The 24,383-nt window shown below is 63.6% G+C and carries 19 protein-coding genes and 1 pseudogene; all 20 read right to left on the reverse strand.

Translation table 11 applies throughout. From position 1 onward, the window contains the following. Window positions 1-53: 53 nt before the first annotated feature. The gene (locus tag BJ960_RS14560) at window positions 54-2,234 is read right to left on the reverse strand and encodes an alpha-galactosidase (protein ID WP_185987817.1); all 2,181 of its coding nucleotides are present in this window, start codon (window positions 2,232-2,234) and stop codon (window positions 54-56) included. Further along, on the reverse strand, window positions 2,221-3,660 hold the full coding sequence (locus tag BJ960_RS14565; protein WP_185987818.1) for an aminopeptidase P family protein: 1,440 nt from the start codon (window positions 3,658-3,660) through the stop codon (window positions 2,221-2,223). Before BJ960_RS14565 ends, BJ960_RS14560 begins: the two co-directional genes overlap by 14 nt. Further along, window positions 3,657-4,970 (reverse strand): alpha/beta fold hydrolase, encoded by a 1,314-nt coding sequence (locus tag BJ960_RS14570; RefSeq protein ID WP_121076596.1) that lies wholly within the window; start codon window positions 4,968-4,970, stop codon window positions 3,657-3,659. The genes BJ960_RS14565 and BJ960_RS14570 overlap by 4 nt, the downstream gene beginning before the upstream one ends. A 2-nt stretch (window positions 4,971-4,972) precedes the next feature. After that, window positions 4,973-5,884, reverse strand: coding sequence for an ATP-binding cassette domain-containing protein (locus BJ960_RS14575; protein ID WP_185987819.1), 912 nt, complete (start codon window positions 5,882-5,884; stop codon window positions 4,973-4,975). After that, complete coding sequence (locus BJ960_RS14580; protein WP_185987820.1) at window positions 5,884-6,768, reverse strand: ABC transporter ATP-binding protein; 885 nt, start codon at window positions 6,766-6,768, stop codon at window positions 5,884-5,886. The genes BJ960_RS14575 and BJ960_RS14580 overlap by 1 nt, the downstream gene beginning before the upstream one ends. Next, complete coding sequence (locus BJ960_RS14585) at window positions 6,765-7,763, reverse strand: ABC transporter permease (RefSeq protein ID WP_185987821.1); 999 nt, start codon at window positions 7,761-7,763, stop codon at window positions 6,765-6,767. The genes BJ960_RS14580 and BJ960_RS14585 overlap by 4 nt, the downstream gene beginning before the upstream one ends. Further along, complete coding sequence (locus BJ960_RS14590) at window positions 7,760-8,734, reverse strand: ABC transporter permease (RefSeq protein ID WP_185987822.1); 975 nt, start codon at window positions 8,732-8,734, stop codon at window positions 7,760-7,762. Before BJ960_RS14590 ends, BJ960_RS14585 begins: the two co-directional genes overlap by 4 nt. 6 nt (window positions 8,735-8,740) lie before the next feature. After that, on the reverse strand, window positions 8,741-10,432 hold the full coding sequence (locus BJ960_RS14595; protein ID WP_185987823.1) for an ABC transporter substrate-binding protein: 1,692 nt from the start codon (window positions 10,430-10,432) through the stop codon (window positions 8,741-8,743). 27 nt (window positions 10,433-10,459) lie between these two features. Next, window positions 10,460-12,493, reverse strand: coding sequence for a glycoside hydrolase family 127 protein (locus BJ960_RS14600; RefSeq protein ID WP_272928747.1), 2,034 nt, complete (start codon window positions 12,491-12,493; stop codon window positions 10,460-10,462). A gap of 216 nt (window positions 12,494-12,709) precedes the next feature. Further along, window positions 12,710-13,681 (reverse strand): annotated as a pseudogene (nrdF, locus tag BJ960_RS14605) (class 1b ribonucleoside-diphosphate reductase subunit beta); the annotation flags it as partial. A gap of 40 nt (window positions 13,682-13,721) precedes the next feature. Further along, complete coding sequence (nrdE, locus tag BJ960_RS14610; protein WP_183075346.1) at window positions 13,722-15,863, reverse strand: class 1b ribonucleoside-diphosphate reductase subunit alpha; 2,142 nt, start codon at window positions 15,861-15,863, stop codon at window positions 13,722-13,724. Beyond that, window positions 15,863-16,264 carry a class Ib ribonucleoside-diphosphate reductase assembly flavoprotein NrdI gene (gene nrdI / locus BJ960_RS14615; protein ID WP_121076578.1) on the reverse strand — a complete coding sequence of 134 codons (402 nt, stop codon included), beginning with the start codon at window positions 16,262-16,264 and terminating at the stop codon, window positions 15,863-15,865. The genes nrdE and nrdI overlap by 1 nt, the downstream gene beginning before the upstream one ends. A gap of 20 nt (window positions 16,265-16,284) precedes the next feature. Further along, the gene (gene nrdH, locus BJ960_RS14620; protein WP_119282668.1) at window positions 16,285-16,518 is read right to left on the reverse strand and encodes a glutaredoxin-like protein NrdH; all 234 of its coding nucleotides are present in this window, start codon (window positions 16,516-16,518) and stop codon (window positions 16,285-16,287) included. Between the two features lie 396 nt (window positions 16,519-16,914). Further along, window positions 16,915-17,190 (reverse strand): hypothetical protein, encoded by a 276-nt coding sequence (locus tag BJ960_RS14625; protein WP_185987825.1) that lies wholly within the window; start codon window positions 17,188-17,190, stop codon window positions 16,915-16,917. Between the two features lie 259 nt (window positions 17,191-17,449). After that, on the reverse strand, window positions 17,450-17,908 hold the full coding sequence (gene rlmH / locus BJ960_RS14630; RefSeq protein ID WP_183075333.1) for a 23S rRNA (pseudouridine(1915)-N(3))-methyltransferase RlmH: 459 nt from the start codon (window positions 17,906-17,908) through the stop codon (window positions 17,450-17,452). Beyond that, on the reverse strand, window positions 17,905-19,134 hold the full coding sequence (locus tag BJ960_RS14635) for a pyridoxal phosphate-dependent aminotransferase (RefSeq protein ID WP_259126036.1): 1,230 nt from the start codon (window positions 19,132-19,134) through the stop codon (window positions 17,905-17,907). The genes rlmH and BJ960_RS14635 overlap by 4 nt, the downstream gene beginning before the upstream one ends. 29 nt (window positions 19,135-19,163) lie before the next feature. After that, window positions 19,164-20,024, reverse strand: a complete 861-nt coding sequence (locus BJ960_RS14640; RefSeq protein WP_185987826.1) for a DUF4097 family beta strand repeat-containing protein — start codon at window positions 20,022-20,024, stop codon at window positions 19,164-19,166. After that, on the reverse strand, window positions 20,021-20,716 hold the full coding sequence (locus BJ960_RS14645; protein ID WP_185987827.1) for a response regulator: 696 nt from the start codon (window positions 20,714-20,716) through the stop codon (window positions 20,021-20,023). The genes BJ960_RS14640 and BJ960_RS14645 overlap by 4 nt, the downstream gene beginning before the upstream one ends. Then, window positions 20,704-22,071, reverse strand: coding sequence for a sensor histidine kinase (locus BJ960_RS14650; RefSeq protein WP_185987828.1), 1,368 nt, complete (start codon window positions 22,069-22,071; stop codon window positions 20,704-20,706). The genes BJ960_RS14645 and BJ960_RS14650 overlap by 13 nt, the downstream gene beginning before the upstream one ends. A gap of 345 nt (window positions 22,072-22,416) precedes the next feature. Beyond that, window positions 22,417-24,288, reverse strand: coding sequence for an ABC transporter ATP-binding protein (locus BJ960_RS14655; RefSeq protein WP_185988327.1), 1,872 nt, complete (start codon window positions 24,286-24,288; stop codon window positions 22,417-22,419). Between the last annotated feature and the right edge of the window lie 95 nt (window positions 24,289-24,383).

Raw genomic sequence — 24,383 nt, forward strand, 5'->3', positions numbered from 1 at the left:
TCTCTCCTTTAAAGCGTGGTCGTATTGCGGCTGCTGGCCGCGGTATTACTTCATTACTCAGTAGCTGAAGCGTGTATGAGCACGGCGTGCTCTGGTAGTTGGGGCGGGGCTTGCAGGCCAACACCTGTGAGGGCGGAGCCCGTGAGGGTGACCCCGCCAAGCCACCACTGCGGGCCTGCGAGCTTGATCGGGCCAATGTCAGGGGTTGGCCCCGCGAGCATTACTCGATAGCTTCGCGCGGTGTCGAGTCCCGGTAGCCGCACCAGGCCCGGCGGGTAACTCAGCCCCGACTCGACCTGCGCGAGCCGGTAAACGGCCTCAGTTTGCTCTGCGTTCACCACGCCCCGCAGCGAAAGCGCAGAGTCTGCCGTGTCTGCGTGCAAGGTGCGGCCAGAGTGCAGCAGACCGCGCGCCGAGCGGTAGTACTCGATCCACTCGGCAAGCTGCTGCTTCTCTAGGTCAGAGATCTGGACGAGATCCCACTCAATGCCGAGATGCCCGAACACCGCGGCTGCCGCTCGAAATGAGAGGTCGTGGGTGCGGCCCGTCGTGTGCGCGCGGGCCGCACCAATGTGCGCGCCGACCAGCTCGGGAGGAACAATGAACGACGTGGCAGAGTCGATGCCGATTCGCTCTAGCGCATCGATGGTATCCGAGGCCCAGAGTCGCTCTGCGCGTTCCATGATGCCGAGGTCTGGGCGGCCGCCGCCGCCTGAGCACGACTCAAACTCAACGCCGGGGTGGCGCTCGCGCAACGAGTCCCACAGCCGGTATGCCGCGAGGGTCTGGCTGTGCACCGCGGCAGCTCCTGTCATCAGGCTGCCTGCCTCAGAGAGGTCGCGATTGTGATCCCACTTCACCGCGCGGATGTCTGCAGAGCCGAGCACCCGATCAATCGCGGTAAACACTGCCTGCCAGGCAGCGGGGTTGGTGAGGTCGAGCACGTGCTGCGAACGAGAGGCCGCCGGCAGCCTGCCATCACCCGGCTGCATGATCCACTCTGGGTGAGCGCGCGCGAGCTCAGAGTCGAGGTTGATCATCTCTGGCTCAAACCACAGCCCGAACTCCATGCCGAGCCCGGTGACGTGGTCGACGATGGGAGCGAGTCCCTCTGGCCACACGTCCGGGTCAACTGCCCAGTCGCCGAGGCCGGCACTCGACCCGCGCCGGCCCAAGAACCATCCATCATCGAGCACGAAGCGCTCAACGCCCAGCTTTGCCGCCTCATCGGCGAGGCTGCACAGTCGTTCGAGGTTGTGGTCAAAGTACACAGCCTCCCACACATTGAGCGAGACCTTACGGGGCCGCACGGGGTGCGAGGGCCTGGTACGGAGATAGTCGTGGAAACGGGCAGACAACTCGTTGAGGCCGTCGCCGTAGCTCGCGTAAACCCAGGGGGTGGTGTAGCTCTCCCCCGCGGCGAGACGCCCCTCGCCAGCGAGCAGCAGCTCGCCAGCCATGAGCACGCGCTCACCGCGCGGCTGAATACGCTCAGCACGCACCGAGGTGTTGCCAGACCAGCCAATGTGCACGCCCCACACCTCGCCGCGCTCGTAGCCAAAGCCGGTAGTGCCTGCCGAGAGCAGCATGGTGCCGTCGTGCGCACGGGCCTTACGGCTCTCGCGCACGTGCGAGCCAACCGCGAAGGGCAATCGCTGCGACTGCCGCTCGAGCAGGTGCCTGCCAGTGTGGTCGAGCAGCTCGTCTGCGATGCGCGGCACCGGTAGCGCAAGGTTGAGGGCCTCAAGCGCGTACTCGCTCTCGCCTTCGTTGGTTACCTGAGCACGCAGTTTTACCAGCCCGCTCGCTTCAAGTCGCAGTTCGAGCTCAAACGAGAGCTCCGCGTAGTCGTCGACCGCGCGCCATACCGTTCCCTGCACAGCCCGATGCGGCACATCGGCGACACCTTCACCGACAACCGGGCGCACGCCCGCCACGCGAAATCGTGTGGCGAACGCTCGCCCGCCGCGATGTCCGGTGAGGCCCGGTGTGCCGAACCAGCCGTGCGAGGCCTCGGGAAGCACGCCGTTTTGCGGCAGCTCGTCGAGGGTGTCTGAGCCAAGCGCGGTGCGCGAGGCAAGCGCGATGCCCTCGAGGGCCTGCCGATCGAGTTCGCCAAGGTCTGCCCCCCAGTGCAGCACCTCTGGTAGCGAGTCACCCCGCTGCTCGATCACCAGGCTCACCCCGGCAGCGCGCCAATACTTCAGCGCAGAAACGCTGTTAGAAACCGGCATGGTGTCGCATGGTCCATTCTTCAACGCTGGCGGCGTCGATGGGCAGCGCCTCAGAGAGCACCTCAGAACCGGTGGCCGTTACCAGCACATCGTCTTCGAGACGCACGCCAATGCCGCGCAGCTCAGCGGGCACAGTGAGGTCGTTGGCGTGGAAGTACAGGCCAGGCTCGACCGTCATCACAACGCCCGGCTCAAGCGGGGCGCCCATGTAGTCCTCGTACTCGGCCTTGCTGCAGTCGTGCACATCGAGGCCGAGGTGGTGGCCGAGGCCGCACGCGAGGTAGCGACGATGCTGCTGTCCATTCGGAGAAAGCGCTTCGTCAACCGATACCGAGAGCACGCCCCAATCTTTGAGACCTGTTGCGATAACCTCCATGGCCGCGAAGTGAAAGTCGAGGTACTCGACTCCGGGGCGAATCTGCGCGAGGCCAGCGCGGTGCGCCTTCTCGACCAGGTCGTGCACCTCGCGCTCCGCGGGGGTGAAGCGGCCGCCAGAGGGCACGGTGCGCGTCACGTCTGCAGTGTAGAGGCTGCGCGCCTCGACACCCATGTCGAGCAGAATTGCGGTGTCGGGCAGCACGGGGCCGTCGCAGCGCACCCAGTGCAACACGGGCGCGTGCGCGCCTGAGCCAACGATCGTCGAGTAGCCGGGGCCGTTGCCGAAGGTACGGGCGTGGCGGTCGAAGGTACCCTGCAGCCACCGCTCACCGAGGCCCTCAGCGATGGAGATGGGAATCTCTCGGGCGACGGCACCAAAGCCGGCCACTGTGTGATCGATGGCCTCGCGCAGCTGCCCAATCTCCCACTCGTCTTTGACCATGCGCAGCTTCGCGAGCTGGCGGTGTAGCTCGGCCGAGCGCAACATACCGACGTGAGCGACGAGCTCGGCGTCAACGCGATTAGTTGCGAGCGCGCCATCGAGCGCGCTACTTTGCGCCGTGAACTCAGGCAGGTCGCGCACCTCAATACTGAGGGCGTCGGCCCATTCTGCGAGGCCGGGCGAAGAACCCACCCACAGCTCTCCGTGAGCGGCATTGGCGAAGAAGCCCTCGTCGCCCGGCTTAAACGGCGCGGGAATGTAGAGCGTCGCCTCGTGGCCGGCGCCCACCGGACGCAGCACCAACATGGCACCCTCGATCTGGCAACCCGTCAGCCACACGAAATCGCTGTCTGCGCGAAACAGGTAATCGCAGTCATCGTTGCGCACCGATGCTGTGCCAGCAGCGGCAACGATGGTCTTGCCCGGGAACGAAGCGCTGAGGCGCTCGCGGTGCGAGGCAGCCGCGGCGCCAGTGCCGGGTGCGACATCGGGCTTGGTCGGAACGTCTTGCCAGCCCTCGGCAATCGACGAGGTGAACACCTCGATGCTTGCGAGCCGCGGGTAGCGGGTGCCCGCGTACGGAGGGCGTGAACTCTGCTCGCTCATGCGTTCATTCCTTTGACCAAAAGTGCTTCGTGCTGTTCGCCGCCGCGCATTTGCACGAGTTCGCGGAGGCGCGCGAACACGCGGGGGTCACCGATGCCGTCGTGCTCGTACTCGTTGGTGACCCAGTGTTGGGAGTTTCCAACGCGGCTGAGGGTGTCGAGCTGCAGGTGCGCGTCTACGTACATATCGTCGTAGTAGACGGCTGCGGCGAGCGGCACGCTGTTGGCCGCGAGCTGCTCGAGGTTGTACAGGCTGCTCCAGGTCTCGCGCGTTGCGAGCGCTTCGACCGCCGGCTGAAAGCCGCGCAGCAGTTTCACCTGTTCGAACATCCACGGAAACGCCATCTCACCGGTGAAGATCAGCGGGCGCTTATCGGGGCCGAACTGCGGGCGCTGCTCGCGCTCTCGCTGCGCGGCCCAGGCGACTGGTCCGTTGCCTTCGTGCCCGTAGATGGACTCTTGAAGTGTCCAAAACAGCGGGTTCGAGGCACTCGAAGAGCGCTGCGCAACGCCCTCGAGAAACGCTGTCGAGAAGCGACCGGGGCGCACGAAGGCTTCGTCGAACAGCCAGTGCAGACGTTCGAAGCCCGGCTTCATGCCGAAGTCGATGCCGATCGACTGGAACCGCTCGACCGTTAGCAGGTCGCCGTCTGGCAGTTGCACGTCACCCTCGGCGATGCGGTCGGCAATGCGCGCCACCTGCTCAACATTCTGCGGGTAACGGCGATAAAACTCTGCCGTTTTGGCCTCGACGCGGCTGAACGTGCGCCGGTAGACCTCTTCTGCGTTGGGCGGGGTGCCCGGAATGCCACCGCACACAAAGCTCGCCGCGACTGCCTCTGGGGCGTGCGAGAGGTAGCTAAGCGTGAGCCAACCGCCGTAGCTCTGCGCGATGGTTGCCCACTTACGACCGTCGTAGAGGTGCTCTCGCACGTATTCAAGGTCACGCACGATCGAGTCTGCCCTGAAACACGCGAGATAGTCTGCGCCTGCCTCACCGTCGCCGCGCTCGGCGACGGCCTGCGCGTCGAGCGGCGTGCTTCGGCCGGTGCCGCGCTGGTCAACGAGCACCACGCGGTAGTGTTTGAGCGCTTCGTCGAGCCAACCGCTGCGTCCGAGCGGCCGCGGGTTTGAGCCGCCGGGGCCGCCCTGCAGGTACGTGAGCAATGGCAGCGCATCTTCAGCGCGATCGGGGGCCACGAGCTCTCGCACGAAGATCTCAATGCGTTCGCCAGCGCTGTCGCGCCAGTCGAGCGGTACCTCGACCGAGCGCTCGCTCACTGCGATACCGGGCACCATGTAGCTGATCATTGCTAACTCTCCTTTCGCAGCGGATCGGAGCCCGCGGCTGCCGCTTCGCTCGCCGCGGCCGCGGCGAGGTGTCGCTTGCGATCGTTCTCACGCCGTGCCGCGTCCCACTCAGGGCGGATGCGGGGAACCGCGCCGAGTAGGCGCTGGGTGTAGGGATCTTGGGGAGCGCCAAAGATCTGATCGCGCTCTCCCATCTCTACGATGCGGCCAGAGTTCATCACTGCGAGACGATCGGCGATCTGACGCACAACGGCGAGATCGTGCGCAATAAAGAGGTAGCTGAAGCCTTCTTCGCGCTGCAGCTTCTTGAGCAAGTTGATCACCTGCGCTTGCACCGAAACATCAAGCGCCGAAACCGCCTCATCAGCGACCACGAGCCGCGGACGCACTGCGAGCGCCCGCGCAATACCAATGCGCTGTGCCTGGCCACCCGAGAACTGCCACGGGTAGCGCGTCGAGTGATCGGGGTTAAGACCAACGCGAGCCATGAGGTCCTGCGTGTATCTCTTTGGGCCGCCAGGAACCTCGCGGTTCTGGTAGAGGAGCGGTGCCGTTACCAAGCGCTCGACCGTGTGCCGCGGGTTGAGTGACGAGTAAGGATCTTGGAAGATCACTTGCACGTCACTGCGAAACTCGTGCAGTTCTTTGCCCGAGATCTGCGATACATCGCGCCCGTCAAACTCAATCTCGCCAGAGGTGGCCGACATGAGGCGGGCGATCAAGCGCGCGGTGGTCGACTTGCCCGATCCCGATTCGCCAACAAGCGCAAGCGTCTCGCCGGGATACACCTCAAGCGACACATCGTCGACGGCGCGAAAGACCTCGGGCTTGCGCAGCAAGCCGCCGGTGCCGGGAATATTGAACTCCTTGACCAGGTTCGTCGCGCGCAGAAGCGGCTTGGCCGTTGCGTTCATCAGTAGTCCTCCGGAATCTGAACAGGCACCGTGGCGGTGCGCAACAGGCCGATCTCATCGTCGATGCGGGGAACCGCATCGAGCAGCAGTCGCGTGTAGTCCTCCTGCGGATCGCTGAAGATCTTCTCCACCGGCCCGCGCTCAACGAGCTCGCCGCCGCGCATCACCACAATGTCCTCGGTGACTTCACTCACGACCGCGAGATCGTGCGTGATCAAAATCATGCCGAGACCGGAGTCGTGACGAATCTCGGTGAGCAGATCAAGAATCTGTTGCTGCACCGTAACATCGAGCGCGGTGGTTGGCTCGTCGGCGATGATCAGCTCGGGCTCCATACTGAGCGCCATCGCAATCATCACGCGTTGCCGCATCCCGCCGGAGAACTCATGTGGGTAGTGATCCACTCGACGCCCCGCGTCTTTGATGTGCACTCGATCCATCGCTTCAATCGCGACTCGTCGCGCTTCACGTCTACTCACGCCAGGCCGGTGCGAACGGTAGGCCTCTTCGATTTGAGTGCCCACGGTGTAGTACGGGTTGAGCGAGGACAACGGGTCCTGGAAGATCATCGCAATTCGGTCACCCCGTATAGTGCGCAGTTGCTTCTCACTCATGTCGGTGAGCTCAGTGCCATCGAACCGGATCGATCCAACTCGCGATGCCCCTTTGGGCAACAGTCCCATGATCGCCAGGCTCGTCATCGATTTGCCCGAGCCAGACTCGCCGACGATGCCGAGAGCCCCGCCGCGCGGCACATCAAAGTTCAGTTGCCTGACGACTTGGCTGTCGTCCCGCGTGCCTTTGAAGCTCACCGTCAGATCTCGTACTGCAAGCAGTGGCTCCGTCAGCGGCTCCGTGGAATGTGCATTTATCGTCTCGATCATGCGTTTGCCGCCATCCTCACTCGAGGGTCGATAGCTGTGTAAAGGAGGTCGACCACCATGTTTCCCACGACGACGAAGAAGGCGGCAAGCAGTGTTACCCCCATGATCACTGGTTGATCATTCTTTGTGATCGAGTCGGCCGCCATCTTTCCAATACCGTTGAGCCCAAACACGGTCTCAGTGATCAGTGCGCCCCCTAGCAACCCTGCGAAGTCCATGCCGAAGATCGTCACAATTGGTGTGAGCGCTGGCCGCAGAGCATGCCGGCGCCAGACGAGGCTCGGTTTGAGCCCCTTTGCGCGTGCGGTGCGAACGTAGTTCTCTTGCAGAGTGTCAATGACGTTTGCTCGCGTAAGTCGCGTGTAAACAGCTGAATATCCAACAGCGAGCACAATCCACGGCATTAAGAAGTTCAAGAACCACTGAGTCGGATTATCGACGAACTTGACGGCCTGTGGAAAGGGCAACCACCCGAGTGTAACCACAAGCACGAACTGCATCACGAGCGCGAGCACATAGTTCGGGATCGACATGCCTGTGAGTGTGAGCCCTGCGACGAACCGGTCTAGGAATTTTCCTTCCTTTACTGCACTGAGAACCCCACCAGCGACGCCAGCGAGGAGCCAGAGAACTGATGCACCGATCGCCACCGTCGCGGTTACAGGAAGGCGCTGGACCATCATGTCGGTGACCTGCTGACCGCTCTGGAAGGAATAGCCGAGGCAGGGTGCGGCGCATTCAATGATCCCGGCGCCTTCACCATATGTGCGGCCAACAAGGAGTCCAGAAATGAAGGTCCAGAACTGAGTCCAGAACGGCTGATCGAGACCCAGGTTCAGACGAATCTGATCGATGCGTTCGGGCGTGCAGTTCTTCCCGCAGACTTGGACCGCGGGATCCGGCGAGAGCACGAAGAAGATCACGAAAGTGAACATCGCCACTAAGAACAGCACGATAATCATGCCGAGGAACCTGTTTGCGAAGAAGCGGATCATGGCCGGCCCTCCCCTGTCTGAACAAGTTTCTTGACTCGGTCACCCAGCACAGTAAAAGACAGCACAAGCAAGAACAGGCACACACCCGGAATGATGAAGTACATCGGGTCAACGGCGTACCACACAACAGAGCTAGCAATCATCTGCCCCCAAGAAGGCGCAGGGGGGACAACGCCCACACCCAAGAAGGACAGCCCTGCTTCTGTGCCGATGTAACCGGGTACGGCAAGCGTCGACATAACGATAATCGTCGACATCAGATTGGGCAGGATCTCCTTGAACAAGATCTGCGCATTGGTTGCGCCTGAGGACTGCGCAGCTTCCACAAACTCGCGCTGCTTCAAAGACATAGTTTGGCCCCGAACAATGCGAGCCAAGTACGGCCAGCCGAACACGGAGATCACCACCACTAGCAAGAACTGGCGGTTGTCTGCGGGCAACGCCGAGAGAATAGCGATCATGAAGATGAGCGCTGGAAAGGCCATGAGAAATTCCATCACCCGGGAGATGAGGCCATCAATTTTGCCGCCAAAATAACCGGCCAGAAGCCCGAAGACCACACCGAGGAACGTCGTGAGCAGTGTGGCTGAGATAGCAATGGTCATCGATACACGTGCACCGTAAACAACGCGTGCGAAAATGTCTCTTCCGCTACCCGGCTCAACTCCAAGCCAATGCTCTGAGCTAATGCCACCAAACGCTCCCAGCGGCACCCCGCCGAGGTCGGGATTAATCGCTTTCTGGTCGAACTCGTAGGGTGACCACCCACTGAGTCTCACGAGCAAGGGTGCTGTGATTGCTACCAAGGCGATCAATAGTATGTAAGCCAGCGAAAACACGGCTGCCCGGTCTCGCATAAGGGCATTGAAGAATCCACGAGCCCGTGTGGGCGGCGCGCCCGAACCTGAGTTCAAGTTCGGGGCACCGCCCTCAGGACCCTCGACCTCCATGTTGGTCGTGGTGATGGTCATCTGTTGTTAGCCTCGCGAAGGATCTTTCAGGCCGATAATTGTCAGATCGGTCATGCTCGTACTCGGGTGGTAACCAGTCACATTCTCACCGGGCAAGAACACCCCCTTCTCGAATACGAGGGGAGCAATCGGCGCCAGATTCATGATTTCCTCGTCGAGATTTCCCCACTGAGTGTTCGCCTCGTCGAGATCAGTAATGGCCTTGATTTCGTCGATCCGGCCGTTGATGGCGTCATCATTGAGCTGAGCAAGATTTGAATTGCCCTTCTCAGTGATAAGGCGACCATCAAAAAGCGGAGGGAGGAAGGTGCTCGCGCTCGATGCCCAGTCAGGGCACCAACCGGTGATCGCTGCATCGGTCTGCTGCGAGGGCGTTCCGATGGTCTCGTAGTAGGTCGAAGTGTCGATCACGTTGAGCTTCACGTCAACGCCGATCTTCGAGAGCGCCTGCTGAATAGCTTCGGACTGGGCCTGAATCTTTGGCTGCGCCCGGGTATCAAGGGTGAAACTGAAGCCACTTCCGACGCCGGCCTGATCCAGGAGTTTCTTGGCCGCCTCGGGATCACCGCTATTGCCTTCACTCGGGTAAAGGTCAAACTCGCGATGGCCAGAAACGGCTGCTGGAATGATAGTCGTCGCGGGGTCAGCAAGGGTGGTTCCACCGGTCGCGTTCACAATTGCGGAACGATCAATCGCGAGGTTAATGGCTTGGCGCACCTCGACCTGGTCGAAAGGCGCTTTCGTGGTGTTCATTGACATGTAAGTGGTGCAGAACGCGGGCGAGTTTACGATTCGCTCGGCAAGCTTTGGGTCCTGCAATCGAGGCAGTGTTGCGGCCTGAACAACGCCCGCAATCGCGTTCACATCGCGGCCTTGTCCGGCAATGAGGCGCTCATCGATCGTAGAGCCATCGATGCCGACAACGAACTCCCAGGCGTCTGGATAGGCCTTTCGCAGGTCGTCGGTCTTGGCGTCCCAGTTCTCATTGCGCTCAAGCTTGATTACGCTTCCAGGAGTGTACTCCGCGAGCGTGTAGGGGCCCGACGCGATGACGTCCTTGAGGAAGGTGTCGCCTGCGCCACTATTGACTGGGAAAGGCACTGCGTTCGATTGCGCGAGCACATTGTCGAACTCGGGGAATGGTTCCTTAAGTTGAAACACGATCGTGCTGGGGTCAGGAGTCTCGATGCCGGGATGCTCGCCGCTCTTATATGGTCCGGCGTAATCCTCGGGAGCTTCGATGGTTTGCTTCAGCCACGGTGATCCGATACCGATTTCAGGGTCCCACGCGCGGGAAATGCCGAATGCCATCTCCTTCGATGTGATTGGTTCGCCATTGTCGAACTTCAGGCCGTCTTTGAGCCTGTACGTCCAAGTCAGACCGTCTTCCGACGCTTCGCCTAGGCCCTCAGCCAGATCGGGCACGATTGCGTTGGGGTCCGCAGCATCGCCAGCGGCTTGCGCTGTGAGGCCTCGGTAGAGCAGTCGATAGAAGGCATTAACACCTCCGTCGAAGCCGCGAGCCGGGTCGAGATACGAAAAGTCCGCGTTCTGCAACATGACCATTGTTCCGCCCGATGCAGGGGTGTCTCCTTGGCCTGCCTCGTTAGGTACCTCGGAGTTACCGCCGGAGCACGAGGTGAGGAGCATCATTGCTGTGGCCGCCATAGCCACCACCCCAAGTGTCTTACGCTTCATTGCTAATTTCCTCTCTGTGAGTTGCTCTCAAGATGAGAGCGTGTCCCTGCGCATCCATACCCTCATGGCACCCGCAGAACGGTTGGCCCAGCTGAAGTAGGGAATTGCAGGAAACGTAAGTTGCCGCCCATGGTCGAAGACCATTTGCTCGAGCGGTAAGTAAGGGTCTTCGTACCTGGGTCGAGCAGCGCGGCCCGTTACAAGCAAGGCGTGCGGCTGCGCGCTATCCACTGCCTGGGCCGTGTGTTTCGTCTCGCGGTCTACAGCAGTGAGCACGACATCGTCGATCCGCTCGCCGCCGGCATATTCGTCAAGGTCGCACTGTTCGACGCAGTACACCACCGCACCACGAACGATTGCGACCGAGCCTGCGACCGCGTCGTTCGCGGGGTGCGCGACATAGAGCCTGGGCGGTTGTTCCCACGTCAGTTCAACTACGTCGCCTGCTGCGAACTCCCGCACCAGCGCAAACCACTCCGCCGTGGCGTTCGGTCTGCCCGGGCCCCCAGCGCCGTCATCGTCGCGGCTAGGAATGGTGACCTGCACGCCATTTATGCTCGCGTACGGGCTCTCTGCCCAGCCCGGGATTCGCAGACGTAATGTGCTGGTGCGCCGTGCAGCGCGTTCAATCACAACGCGCACCTTACCCTCCCACGGGGCCTCCGTCTCGACTCGCACGTCGAGCGCTGGCGAGATCATGCGTACGGGCGTGGCAATCGCGAGCGTGAGACTCGATTCATCGGCGAAGCCAAGATGGTCTTGGAACTGAGCCGCCCAGCGCACAACATTCGGTGGACAACACGCGCATGAGAACCATTCACGCCGGCCAGACGCTGTCGAGTCGTCACGGCGCTGCAACGGATTGTCGTAGAAGAACTCCGTTCCCGCCTCTGAGATTCCAACGGCGAACGCATTAAACAGGACGCGCTCGAGATGATCGGCGATACGGGCGTCCCCTGTCGCGCTCAGCAGCCTCCATCCCCACTGCATTACGGCGATTGCTGCGCACGTTTCGGCGTATGCACGCTCAGATGAAAGCTCGTACGCGTCCCCAAAATCCTCGCCTGCATGCCGCGAGCCCACTCCACCTGAGATGTACGACTTTTGCGCAACCATCTCATTCCAGAGACGGTGTAGCCGTTGCAGTTCCGCGGTGTCCTTCTGTTCAATCGCGACGTCAGTAGCACCCGCCGCGAGATAGCAGAAGCGCACAGCGTGCCCGCTTGCTGATTGGACTTCGGCGAAAGGCACGCGATCCTGAAAATACTCAAGCCCGAAGGCACTTCCAGCGAAGTACCCGCGCCCCCGGCGCTCAATAAGCACCGCAGCTAAGTCAACGAATTCGCGTCGCCCAGTTTCACGCGCTAGTTCAACAAGAGCCATTTCTACGCCCGGATGCCCATCCGTGAAGGAGGAACCCGATGTTGACCCAAACTTGTCGTTCACCAGATCGGCGAACCGCTCTGCACAACGCAACAGTCGATCATCACTGAGCTGTCGATTCACGGCAATCGCCGCTTGGATCAGGTGGCCGAGGTTGTATAGCTCATGGTCGACTGCGGGTTTGCTCCACTGGGGGTGCGGAGCATCGGGTCCCGAAAGGTAGGTGCCAACATAGCCATCCGGTTGCTGTGCACGGAGAATTGCATGAACGGCTTCCTCTACGAAAGCCAATAGTGCTTTCTTTTTCTGATGAGCATCACTCTGATCACAAGCTCGACAGGTAGCGGAGTGCTCGGACAAGCGCGCAACCTCGTATGCAACGCCTTCGAGCGTCTTATACAGATCTGTGTCCACGAAAGGAAACCTGCCGGTGTATTGAGATGATGCGGCGGCCTCGGCGCAGTGGGGATCAAGCCTTTTGAAGTTGCCGATGATTCCCGTGTCGTGAAGCTTCGCAATAGCGTGCGGGATAGTCATTTGCAGGTTGCGATCTTGCCAAGAGCCGAGCTGGCCAGGGGCCTTCGCGCACCGGGCAATGGATGCTGATCCCGCTCCGAGCGGAGCTCCTAACTCACCTTTGAGCTTGACAGCCGAAGCCCTCAAGGGGGACGCGAGCATGGTCACTCCTCCGCAACAATCGTTCGCCTTTGTACCTTGTTATAGAGCCGCTGCCGGTCCTACCTGCCCACAATGATACCGGTAACATTACAGGAGTGCAATGTCACGTTTTGCCGAATTGTGCGTCGCCCCATGCCGCGATCGCGGCCGGGCCCGAACAGAGAAAGCCCCGGAGCGACCATCTGGTCGCTCCGGGGCTCGCCCGAGCTAAAGCGTCTAGAAGTCCCAGTCCTCGTCCTCGGTGGCCTCAGCCTTGCCGATAACGTACGACGAACCCGAACCACTGAAGAAGTCGTGATTCTCGTCAGCGTTCGGCGAGAGCGCCGACAGGATCGCCGGGTTCACGTCGGTCATTTCCTTCGGGAACATCGGGTCGTAGCCAAGGTTCATCAGCGCCTTGTTGGCGTTGTAGTGAAGGAACTTCTTGACGTCCTCAGTGAGGCCTACGGGATCGTAGAGGTCCTGCGTGTAGAGGATCTCGTTCTCGTAGAGATCGTAGAGGAGCGCGAGGGTGTACTCCTTGAGCTCTTCCTGACGCTCGGGGGTCTCCTTCGCGACCGCAAGCTGGTACTTGTAGCCGATGTAGTACCCGTGGACGGCCTCGTCGCGGATGATGAGGCGGATGAGGTCAGCCGTGTTCGTGAGCTTCGCCTTCGACGACCAGTAGATCGGCAGGTAGAAGCCCGAGTAGAACAGGAACGACTCGAGCAGCGTCGAAGCGACCTTGCGCTTCAGCGGGTCGTCACCCTCGTAGTAGTCGACGATGATCTGCGCCTTCTTCTGCAGCGCCGTGTTCTCCGTCGACCAGCGGAACGCGTCGTCGATCTCCTGCGTCGACGCGAGCGTCGAGAAGATCGAGGAGTAGCTCTTCGCGTGCACCGACTCCATGAACGCGATGTTCGTGTAGACGGCTTCCTCGTGCGGGGTGATCGCGTCGGGGATCAGCGAAACAGCGCCGACGGTGCCCTGGATCGTGTCGAGCAGAGTCAACCCGGTGAAGACACGCATGGTGAGCAGCTGCTCGTCGGGCGTCAGCGTCGCCCACGACTGCACGTCGTTCGAGAGCGGCACCTTTTCGGGGAGCCAGAAGTTGTTCACCAGACGGTTCCAGACCTCAAGGTCCTTCTCGTCCTCAATGCGGTTCCAGTTGATTGCCTGAACTGCATGGCCCAGCTTGAAGTTCATCGCTTCCTTCTTCGAGTCGTGGTAACGGGTATCGCTGCGCTAGTTACAGCATGCAGCTGACGCACTCGGTCATGTCGGTGCCCTCGAGCGCGAGCTGGCGAAGACGGATGTAGTAGATCGTCTTGATGCCCTTGCGCCATGCGTAGATCTGCGCCTTGTTGATGTCGCGAGTCGTCGCCGTGTCCTTGAAGAACAGCGTCAGCGAGAGCCCTTGGTCGACGTGCTGCGTCGCCGCGGCGTAGGTGTCGATGATCTTCTCGGGGCCGATCTCGTACGCGTCCTCGTAGTACTCGAGGTTGTCGTTCGTCATGAACGGCGCCGGGTAGTAGACGCGGCCGAGCTTGCCTTCCTTACGGATCTCAACCTTCGAGGCGATCGGGTGGATCGAGCTCGTCGAGTTGTTGATGTAGGAGATCGAGCCGGTCGGGGGCACAGCCTGCAGGTTCTGGTTGTAGATGCCGTGCTCCATGACGGACGCCTTCAACGCGGCCCAGTCCTCCTGAGTCGGGATCTCAACGCTCGCGTCGGCGAACAGCTCGCGGACGCGCTCGGTTGCCGGCTCCCACACCTCGTCGGTGTACTTGTCGAAGAACTCGCCCGACGCGTACTTCGAATCCTCGAAGCCGCCGAAGACCTGCTTCCGCTCGATCGCGATCTTGTTCGACGCGGTGAGCGCGTGGAACAGCACCGTGTAGAAGTAGATGTTCGTGAAGTCGATGCCCTCTTCGGAACCGTAGTGGATGTGCTCGCGAGCGAGGTAGCCGTGCAGGTTCATCTGGCCGAGGCCGATGGCGTGCGACTGCGCGTTGCCGTCCTCGATCGAGCGCACCGAGCTGATCGAGCTCATGTCACTCACTGCGGTGAGCGAACGGATCGCGAGGTCGACGGTCTCGCCGAAGTTGCCGCCGTCCATCGCCATGGCGATGTTCATCGAGCCAAGGTTGCAGGAGATGTCCTTGCCGATGTCGCGGTAGCTGAGGTCCTCGTTGTAGGTGGTCGGGGTGTTGACCTGGAGGATCTCGGAGCAGAGGTTCGACATGTTGATGCGGCCCTTGATCGGGTTCGCCTTGTTCACCGTGTCTTCGAACACGATGTACGGGTAGCCCGACTCGAACTGCAGCTCTGCGACGGTCTGGAAGAAGTGGCGTGCACTGATCTTCGTCTTCGTGATGCGCGAGTCGTTGACCATGTCGTAGTAGTGCTCGGTCACCGAGAGGTCGCCGAAGGGCACCCCGTAGACCTTCTCGACATCGTACGGCGAGAAGAGGTACATGTCCTCGTTCTTCTTCGCGAGCTCGAAGGTGATGTCGGGCACGACGACGCCGAGCGAGAGCGTCTTGATGCGGATCTTCTCGTCCGCGTTCTCGCGCTTCGTGTCGAGGAACTTCATGATGTCGGGGTGGTGGGCCGACAAGTAGACCGCACCGGCACCCTGGCGCGCGCCGAGCTGGTTCGCGTAGCTGAAGCTGTCTTCGAGGAGCTTCATCACGGGGATGATGCCTGACGACTGGTTCTCGATCTTCTTGATCGGAGCGCCGGCCTCGCGGATGTTCGAGAGCGAGAGCGCCACGCCGCCGCCGCGCTTCGAGAGCTGCAGCGACGAGTTGATGCCACGCGAGATCGACTCCATGTTGTCCTCAACCCGAAGCAGGAAGCAGGAGACGAGCTCGCCGCGCTGCGCCTTGCCCATGTTCAGGAAGGTCGGGGTCGCCGGCTGGAAGCGGCCCGAGATCATCTCGCGCATGAAGCCGCGCGCGAGCTCCTGGTCGCCCTGGGCGAGCCCGAGCGAGACCATCACGACGCGGTCTTCGAAGCGCTCGAGGTAGCGCTTGCCGTCGAACGTCTTCAGCGCGTACGACGTGAAGAACTTGAAGGCCCCGAGGAACGCGGGGAAACGGAACTTCAGCGCGTATGCCTCGTCGGTGAGCTGCTCAATGAACTTCGTCGAGTACTGGTCGAGAAGTTCCTTCTCGTAGTAGTCGTTGTCGATGAGGTAGCGCAGGCGCTCCTCAAAGTTGTGGAAGAACACCATGTTCTGATTGACGTGCTGCAGGAAGTACTGCCGCGCGGCTTCGCGATCCTTGTCGAACTGGATCTTGCCGTCTGCGTCGTACAGATTGAGCATCGCGTTCAGCGAGTGGTAATCCATCTCGCTGATCTTCGACGATTCAAGCCCCGGCTCCATCACTGCTGTTTCCAAAACTTTTCCAATCCTTCTTGGACGGCTGTCACATCGTCCGGTGTTCCAAAGAGTTCAAATCGATACAGGAAAGGGACCTGGCATTTGCGGGCGATAATGTCGCCCGCAATGCCGTAGGCCTCTCCAAAGTTGGTGTTGCCCGCCGCCATCACGCCCCGAATGAGTGATCTGTTCTGCTCGTCGTTGAGAAACTTAATCACTTGCTTCGGGACCGCGCGGAGCGCGGGCCCACCGCCATACGTTGGCACAAGCAGCACGTACGGTTCAGTGACCTGTAGGTGCTCTTCTCGCGCGTATAACGGGATGCGTTTCGCTGGGATACCGAGCTTCTCGATGAAGCGGTGTGTGTTCCCCGAAACGCTGGAGAAGTACACCAGGTCAGTCACGGCAACCTCACACCCTCTCGCTAGAGAAGTCGACCAGCAAGCTCCGCGATCTTGTCGGGGCGGAAGCCCGACCAGTGCTCGTCGTCGGTCACGACAACCGGTGCCTGGAGGTAGCCGAGCTCCTTGACGGCCTGCAGCGCTGCCTCGTCCTCGGAGAGGTCGTGAACTTCGTATTCGATGCCCTTGCTGTCGAGAGCTCGGTAGGTTGCCGTGCACTGCACGCACGACGGCTTGGTGTAGACCGTTACTGCCATTTTTATGCCCTTCCCTCAAAAGTCTCAGCTCGTGTGAGCCACAACATCTAGTGAACCACACCGAGGCCGACCACAAGATGATGTAGTTACACCGATGTAGTTTTCCACGGTCTTTCCACCGAATTTTTGGCCGATCTGGGGACAACTTTTGGCTCGATTCCGCCCTCGCCAGGGGGTTATCCACAGGCTGGGGAGGCAAAAAGATTTTTCATCCACCGCACCCCCTCGGCGTGTCGGAACCGGAGCCAGTCCTCTGTGTAGTGAAACACCAATGAGGCACCTTTTATGCCCGTATCTAGATGCGACGAGATCCCCGGTTTCACCCCCGGCGGCCCGTTCCCAAGCCGCCCGGCCGGCACCGCCACAAGGGGCCCTGCCGCTCGCGAACGCGAGCCGTTACTCGACCGCGATCGGCCACAGCAGTTCGGTTCCGTCAGGCTGAAACCAGCGCAGCACGAGCATCGCGTCGTGCGCGGCGGTCGCCTCGTCGGCACGCGCACCGCGGACCGCGACCCGGATGCGGGCGCCCGGGTGCACGGTCGTTGGCAACGACAACCCGAGCATGCCCGCCCCGGACAGCGCGAACCGTACCGAGTGCGCGACCTCCGTGCCGCGGTGCTCGATCTCAATCACGCCAAGCCGACGCCGCACGACGCTCCAGGGCACGGGCACGGCCCGCGGCTCCCCGGCAGAGCGCCCGGAGCGCCCAGAGCGGCCAAAGCCCTCCGAACTTCCGGCACCCCCAGAGCGTTCTGGCAGGGGCCCAACACCCGCGCGAGTGTCCTCGCCGCTCGCGCGGGGGCTCGCTCGAGCCCCAGCCGGAGGCGCGAGAACGCGCGCGGGCATCGTTCTGGTGCTGAGGCGGAACGGGGACATGCGGTGAGGCTACAGGGAGCCTCAGACACTCGGGGAGCCGAGCCAGCCGCCCCCGCTAGACGTGGTGGTACGGACGACCGCCGGCGATCTCCTGTGCCCGGTAGAGCTGCTCGGCGAGGACGAGCCGGACGAGCTGATGCGGGAACACGAGCTTCGACAGGCTCCACACGAACTGTGCCCGCGCCCGCACGCTCTCGTCGACGCCGTAGGCGCCGCCAATCACCACGACGACCTGCGTGCCCTGCCCGAGCGCGGCATGCAGCCGTGCGGCGAGCGCCGGGGAATCGACGTTCTCGCCGCGCTCGTCGAGCAGCACGAGAAAGGCATCGCGGTCGACCCGCTGCAGGATCCGCTCAGATTCCTCGGCCCGAGCCGCGTCGCCCTCCCGCGCCGAGTGCGGGAGCAGCTGCCAGGACACGTCGAAGGGCTTGCGCAGCCGCTTCTCGTACCTGTCGATGCCGTCCTTCACCCAGGCCTCGTGCTTCTTGCCGACGGCGAGCACCTTGATGCTCACGGCACTCGCACCGTGCCGAGGTACTCGGCGATCCGCCCGATCGCTTCCTCGAGCACTGCGACCTCCGGCAGCGTCACGAACCGCAGGTGGTCCGGCGTCGGCAGGTTGAATCCGCGCCCGTTGGTGACGAGCACGCGCGTCGCGCGGAGCAGGTTGATCACAAACGCCTGGTCGTCCTCGATCGGGTAGCGCTCGGGGTCGAGGCGGGGAAACAGGTACATGGCGCCGCCGGGCAGCTCGCACGTCACACCGGGGATCTCGGTGAGCAGGCGGTGCGCGAGGTTGCGCTGTTCGAGCAGCCGCCCGCCGGGCGCGCACAGCGCGTCGATCGACGACTCGATCTCGAGGGCGACGGGGATCGCGTACTGCGCGGGGGCGTTCGAGCACATCCGCATGTTTGCGAGCAGGGTGAGCCCCTCCAGAAAGTCTGCGGCGCGCTCCCTGTCGCCCGACGCGATCACCCAGCCTGCACGGTATCCGGCGACCCGCTGTGCCTTCGAGAGCCCGCTGAACGTGAGGCAAAGCGTCTCCGTGACGTGGAGCGCCGCGTGCTCGTGGGTGGCGCCGTCGTAGAGGATCCTGTCGTAGATCTCGTCGGCCATGAGCACGAGGCCGTGCCGCTCGGCGAGGGCGGCGAACCCGCGCACGAGCTCGGGCGAGTAGACCGCTCCCGTCGGGTTGTTCGGGTTGATGAGCACGATGGCCGTCGTCTTCGGCGTGATGAGCGCTTCGATCTCGGCGAGGTTCGGCATCCAACCGTTCGACTCGTCACACGGGTAGTGCACCGCCCGGCCGCCCTGCAGCGTCACCTGCGCCGTCCAGAGCGGGTAATCGGGGGCGGGGACGAGGATCTCGTCGCCCCGGCTCACGAGCGCCTGCAGCACGAGCGAGATCAGCTCGCTCACGCCGTTGCCGAGATACACGTCGTCGGGGCTCACGTCCGCGACGCCGACGTCTGCATAGTGGTTCGCGACGGCCTCGCGGGCGGGAAGGATCCCCCGGGAGTCGGTATACCCCTGCGCGTGCGGGAGCGCGGCCCGAAGCGCTTCAACGATCTCCGGCGGGGCCTCGAACCCGAACGGCGCCGGATTTCCGATGTTGAGTTTGAGGATCCGCTCGCCGTCGCGTTCGAGCCGCTCCGCCTCCTGGAGGATGGGCCCGCGCACGTCGTAGCGTACGCCGGCGAGCTTACTGGACTGAGTAATCTGTCGCGTCTTCGAGCTCACGGGCCGAGTTTACTCCTGTCCGAGGGCCGTTATCTTGTCGCGCGGAGCAAAATATCGCCGAGTTCCACTTGCGCGGAGATCCTGTTGGGCGCGCCCGGCGACGTCGTCAACCGGTTCTCGATCGTCCCGATGCCGCCTCGCTGCGTCACGTCGTACACGCCGTCCGGTACCTCGAGCGAGATCGACCCCGCGCTCACGTTCAGGCCGACGTCGACGGGCTGGGCGCCCGTCAGGCGCAGCTCGAGGTCGCCGAGGGACACGTCGGCGTCGACCGTCTGCACGTCGGCGAGTTCGCCCTGCACCGTCCCGACCCCGACGTTCGCGGTGAGGCTCGTCGCCGAGCCTGAAACCGTCGCCTCACCGGCGTCAACCTTCAGATTCAGTTCGCCGAACTTCCCTTCGGCCTTCACCTCGCCGACGCCGACGCGAATGTCGGCGTCGATCGTCCGATTGGCGAGTTCGTTCGGGAGCGTGAGGGTTGCCTGGACGTGCTGCCCTCGCGTGCTCGGGCACACCCCCAGGAAGCAGAAGCCGGAGCGCTCGGCGCGCGGCGCCCGCACGGTGATGCTGTCGCCGTCTCGGCCCAGCTCCCACTTCTCAGCCGAGCCGCCGCGGGCCTCCAGCGTCGCGCCCTGAACCGTGCCGAACTGGACGGTGAGCTCCGCGACGCCAATGTTCAGGTCGAGACTGGTCGCCCCGTCCGCGTCGACCATCGCGCCCGCCTCGGACTGCGAGAGGTCTGAACGCTGCGAAGATAGCGCAATGCCGACCGCGGCGGACGCGCCGAGCCCGAGTAGGACCACGCCGCCGACGACGGCAGTGACGATCCCGACGACGCCGATCCCGCGCCGTGGTGACGGGGGACCTGTGGGTGCCGAATACATGCTCATGAGGTGAATCCTGTCTGTTGAGTGTGTGTGGTGCCGCCGGGGCCGCCGGTGCTTTGCAGGTGCGCGATTGCCGCGAGTACCCGACGGTTGCCCGACTCGTCTTGGTCGAGCTCCAGCTTCTGGAAGATCGCCGTGATGTGCTTCTCGACGCTCGCCTCCGAGACGAAGAGCTGCGCGGCGATCGCCTGGTTCGATCTGCCCTCGGCGAGCACCGCAAGCACCGTGCGCTCGCGGGCAGTGAGCCGCTCCATCTTCGTGTCCTTGCCGCGCCGAGTGAGCAGCTGCGCGACGACCTCCGGATCGAGCACCGTGGCGCCGCTCGCGATCCGGTCAACGGCCTCGACGAACTCGGCGACGTCCGCGACGCGATCCTTCAGCAGGTACCCGAAGGCGCCTCCCTGACCCGAGATGAGCTCGCTCGCGTAGCGCTCCTCGACGTACTGCGAGAGCACGAGCACGGGCAGCTGCGGGTGTCGCGCGCGCAGCTCGAGGGCGAGCCTGATGCCCTCGTCCGTGAAGGTAGGTGGCATGCGGACGTCGAGGATGCAGAGGTCTGGGCGATCCTGCTCGACAGCTTCGGCGACCCCGACAGTGTCGGCGAAGGCGCCGACAACCTCGTGGCCGGAGTGCTCGAGCAGCCGCACGAGCCCCTCGCGGAGCAGGACCGAGTCCTCACAGATCAGGATGCGCACGGGACGCTCACCTCCAGCGACGTCGGGCCGCCGAGCGGACTGTCGAGCCGGAACGTCCCACCCGCGGCAAGCACCCGGTTGGTGATGCCGTCGAGACCGCCGCCCGGAACAATGCGGGCCCCGCCGACACCGTTGTCTTCGACACGCGCCCAGAGCGTTCCCGAGTCGCGCAGGCGAACCGTGACGCGTGCCTCACGGGCCCGGGAGTGCTTCGCGGCATTCGTGAGTGACTCGGCGATGACGAAGTAGACTGCCGTCTCAGCCTCACGGCTGCAGCGGCCCTCGAGCCGCACGTCAAGCGTGACCGGCACGTGCGAGCGCCCGGCGAGGGCGGACAGCGCGGCGTCGAGCCCGCGGTCGTCGAGCACCGACGGGTTGATCCCGCGCGCGAGCTGGCGCAGCTCAGTGATCGCCGCCTTCGTCGACGTGTGGGCTTCGGCGATGAGGGCTTTCGCGCCCTCCGGATCGGCGTCAATCTGCTGCTGCGCGAGCCCGAGCGTCATGCCGACGGACACGAGCCGCGGCTGCACGCCATCGTGGAGGTCGCGCTCGAGGCGCGTCCGCTCGACGTCGGCCGCCCTGACGGCGCCAGCGCGCTGCTGCTCCGAGAGCCTTGCCGCCGCATGCAGATGCTCTGCCTCGGCGCCCGCCCCCGCGATCCAGACCGTGAGCACCCGGTGCAGCAGCGCGAGGCCCACCATCGCCGCGGCGCAGAGCACCGCCGCGAGCGCGAACGCAAACCACGGCAGGTCCGTAATGAACGGCGCGAGCAGCAGACCGGAGTTCGGGTGGTACGCGACCGAGCCGCCCGTCAGCGTGAGGATCGCGGCAGCCGCACCCCACACGAGGTTTTGCGCGCAGATGAGGAAGAACAGTCCGAGGAACGTCGCGACCGCGAAGCTCGCGATCGCCTGCCACATGCGCCCGTCGATGAACTGCGCCCACATCATGCGCAGGAAGCCGCCGAACCCGGGGGTGCGCTGCGGGACCGCGCGGAGCGCCGGAATGCCGAGACGGTAGAGACCGCCAACCCGCTCAGTCTCGAACCAGGCCGCGCCGAACAGCACGTAGACGAGCGCGATCAGAAACACGAGGCCAAGCCCGAACACCAGGGTCAGCCCAAGCCCGAGCCCGAGCAGCGCGAAGACGGCGACGAAGAGGCCCCACCCAAGCAGCCCCAGCGCCGCAAGGTGCAGCATGGTGAGCGCGATCCTGAACGGTGGCTTCACCGCCTGCGGGCGCTGCGCGGCCGGGTGCTGGCCCGCCGCGCGCTGATCGCCGGTCGGGAAAGGGGCCGCCGCGCGCTGGTCTGCGGCGGGGGTCGGAGGGGCGCTTGCCCGGGGCTCGCTGGTCATACTCCTACGTTAGAGCGCGCACGCGACCTGCCCTACCCCGCTGGCCGGAGAACCGTGTTCGGGTTTTCCCTACCCTGCGGCGCCGCTCGGCGGGAGGACGGGCCGCGGGTGGTGCGCTCTGTGGTTGGCGAGCGGTGTGCTGGGGGTGGCGCGCGGCGCATGGCGGACGCACTGGCAGCGCCTAGCGAGCGCAGTGGAGGCGGATGGCGGGCGCGCCGGCGGCGATCCTCCCACCCTCAATTTTTCTGCTTCGGCCCAAATATCCCGGAAGCTTGGGGTGGGAGAGAAAGTTTGGGGTGGGAAGGAAAGGGGCGGGTGGAGGGTGCGCCGCGCTCCGCACCCGCCTCAGCTCTGCTGCGCGTAGAGCTCCGCGTACGCCCCGCCCAGCGCGAGCAGCTCCTGGTGGGTTCCCTGCTCAAGAATGCGGCCAGTGCCCAGCACGAAGATCCGATCCGCGCCTTCCACGGTGGAAAGCCGGTGCGCGATCGCCACGGTGGTGCGCCCCTCGCGTGCGTCGTCGAGGGCCCGCTGCACGATGCGCTCGTTGACGGTGTCGAGCGCGCTCGTCGCCTCGTCGAGCACGAGCACGCGCGGGTTCTTCAACAGCACGCGCGCGATTGCGATGCGCTGCTTCTCGCCGCCGGAGAGCCGGTAGCCGCGCTCGCCGACGATCGTGTCGTATCCGTCCGCGAACGACTCGATCGTGTCGTGAATGTTCGCGAGCTTCGCCGCAGCGGCGACCTCCTCGTCTGTCGCGTCGGGCTTCGCGTACCGCAGGTTGTCGGCGATTGAGGCGTGGAAGAGGTACGGCTCCTGGGTGACGACGCCGATGCGGTCCATCAGCGCCTCCTGCTTCAGCGAGCGCACGTCGTCACCGCCGTAGGTCACGGCGCCGCCGGTCACGTCGTACAGGCGCGGGATCAGCGAGCCGATCGTCGTCTTGCCCGATCCCGATGCGCCGACGAACGCGACGAACTCGCCCGGTTCGATGACGAACGACACGTGATCGATCGTCGGACGGTCGTTCGGACCGGCGTCGGGGTACGCGAACACGACGTCGTCAAAGACGATGCGGCCGGCGCGGCCAGGCTCCTCGGTGGGTTCGAGCGCGTCGGGCTTGTCGACGATCTGCGGCGTGAGGTCGAGGTACTCGAAGATGCGCGCGAACAGGGCGCTCGAGGTCTGCAGGTCGAGGGCGACGCGCATGAGCGCCATGAGCGGGAAGAGCAGGCGCGACTGGATCGTCGTGAACGCGACGATCGTGCCGGCCGTGATGCCAGCGTCAAGCCCTTGACCGGTCGCGCGCTCGATGAGCCAGCCCGACACGAGGTAGACGATCGCGGGCACGGCCGAGAGGAACACGTTCACGAGCGCGAAGAAGACCTGGCCGCTCATCGCCTGCTTCACCTGCAGCGCGATCTGGTTGCGGTTCTCGCTCGCGTAGCGCTCGGTCTCGGCGCTCTGCCGCGAGTACGTCTTCGCGAGCAGCACGCCCGACACTGAGAGCGCCTCCTGCGTGATCGCGGTCATCTCGGAGAGCGACTCCTGCGTCTTGCCCGCGATGCGCGCACGCACCTGGCCGACGCGGCGCTGCGCGATGACGAGCACCGGCATCAGGATGAGCGCGATGATCGTGAGCTTCCAGCTCAGCAGGATCATCGCGACGGCGGCCGCGATCACGGTCACCGTGTTGCCGATCACGTTCGAGACCGTGTTCGTCAGCACGTTCGCGACGCCGCCGACGTCGTTCTGCAGCCGCGACTGGATGATGCCCGTCTTGGTTCGAGTAAAGAAGCCGAGCTCCATCGACTGCAGGTGCGAGAACAGCTTGACTCGCAGGTCGCCCATGACTCGGTTGCCGACGCGCGCCGTGAAGTAAGTCTGCACGACGCCGATGAGCGCCGAGATCACGAAGACGAGGATCATCGCGCCGACAAGCCAGGCGAGCACCGACATGTTGGGCCCGCTGCCGTCGACAGGGAACAGGCCATCGTCGAAGACGCGCTGCGTGATGAGCGGCGGCATGATCCCGAGCGCCGCCGAGATCAGCACGAGCACGACGATCACGCTCAGGGGCCCGCGGTACGGCTTGAAGAGCTCCGCGATCCTGCCACCGAGGTTCGCTACCTTCGGGGCGGCCTCGTTCAGTTTGCGCTGCGCCGCGAAATCGCCGCCAGATACCCTGCCGCCGCGGCCACCGCCGCCGCCTCCACCCATGCTCATGAGTTGAGCGTACCGGCACGGGGCGTCGACCGGGAGGTTAATTCGGCGATGCCCCTACCCGGTAGGGAGCGGGGTTGCTGCGGCGGGGT

It is taken from the genome of Leucobacter aridicollis, from assembly GCF_013409595.1.
Taxonomy (GTDB): domain Bacteria; phylum Actinomycetota; class Actinomycetes; order Actinomycetales; family Microbacteriaceae; genus Leucobacter; species Leucobacter aridicollis.

What these genes read in the sequence shown, in the direction of transcription:
- BJ960_RS14560 (WP_185987817.1), bottom strand. Translation starts at nt 2,234, where the DNA reads ATGCCGGTTTCTAACAGCGTTTCTGCGCTGAAGTATTGGCGCGCTGCC.
- BJ960_RS14565 (WP_185987818.1), bottom strand. Translation starts at nt 3,660, where the DNA reads ATGAGCGAGCAGAGTTCACGCCCTCCGTACGCGGGCACCCGCTACCCG.
- BJ960_RS14570 (WP_121076596.1), bottom strand. Translation starts at nt 4,970, where the DNA reads ATGATCAGCTACATGGTGCCCGGTATCGCAGTGAGCGAGCGCTCGGTC.
- BJ960_RS14575 (WP_185987819.1), bottom strand. Translation starts at nt 5,884, where the DNA reads ATGAACGCAACGGCCAAGCCGCTTCTGCGCGCGACGAACCTGGTCAAG.
- BJ960_RS14580 (WP_185987820.1), bottom strand. Translation starts at nt 6,768, where the DNA reads ATGATCGAGACGATAAATGCACATTCCACGGAGCCGCTGACGGAGCCA.
- BJ960_RS14585 (WP_185987821.1), bottom strand. Translation starts at nt 7,763, where the DNA reads ATGATCCGCTTCTTCGCAAACAGGTTCCTCGGCATGATTATCGTGCTG.
- BJ960_RS14590 (WP_185987822.1), bottom strand. Translation starts at nt 8,734, where the DNA reads ATGACCATCACCACGACCAACATGGAGGTCGAGGGTCCTGAGGGCGGT.
- BJ960_RS14595 (WP_185987823.1), bottom strand. Translation starts at nt 10,432, where the DNA reads ATGAAGCGTAAGACACTTGGGGTGGTGGCTATGGCGGCCACAGCAATG.
- BJ960_RS14600 (WP_272928747.1), bottom strand. Translation starts at nt 12,493, where the DNA reads ATGCTCGCGTCCCCCTTGAGGGCTTCGGCTGTCAAGCTCAAAGGTGAG.
- nrdE (WP_183075346.1), bottom strand. Translation starts at nt 15,863, where the DNA reads ATGGAGCCGGGGCTTGAATCGTCGAAGATCAGCGAGATGGATTACCAC.
- nrdH (WP_119282668.1), bottom strand. Translation starts at nt 16,518, where the DNA reads ATGGCAGTAACGGTCTACACCAAGCCGTCGTGCGTGCAGTGCACGGCA.
- BJ960_RS14640 (WP_185987826.1), bottom strand. Translation starts at nt 20,024, where the DNA reads ATGAGCATGTATTCGGCACCCACAGGTCCCCCGTCACCACGGCGCGGG.
- BJ960_RS14650 (WP_185987828.1), bottom strand. Translation starts at nt 22,071, where the DNA reads ATGACCAGCGAGCCCCGGGCAAGCGCCCCTCCGACCCCCGCCGCAGAC.
- BJ960_RS14655 (WP_185988327.1), bottom strand. Translation starts at nt 24,288, where the DNA reads ATGGGTGGAGGCGGCGGCGGTGGCCGCGGCGGCAGGGTATCTGGCGGC.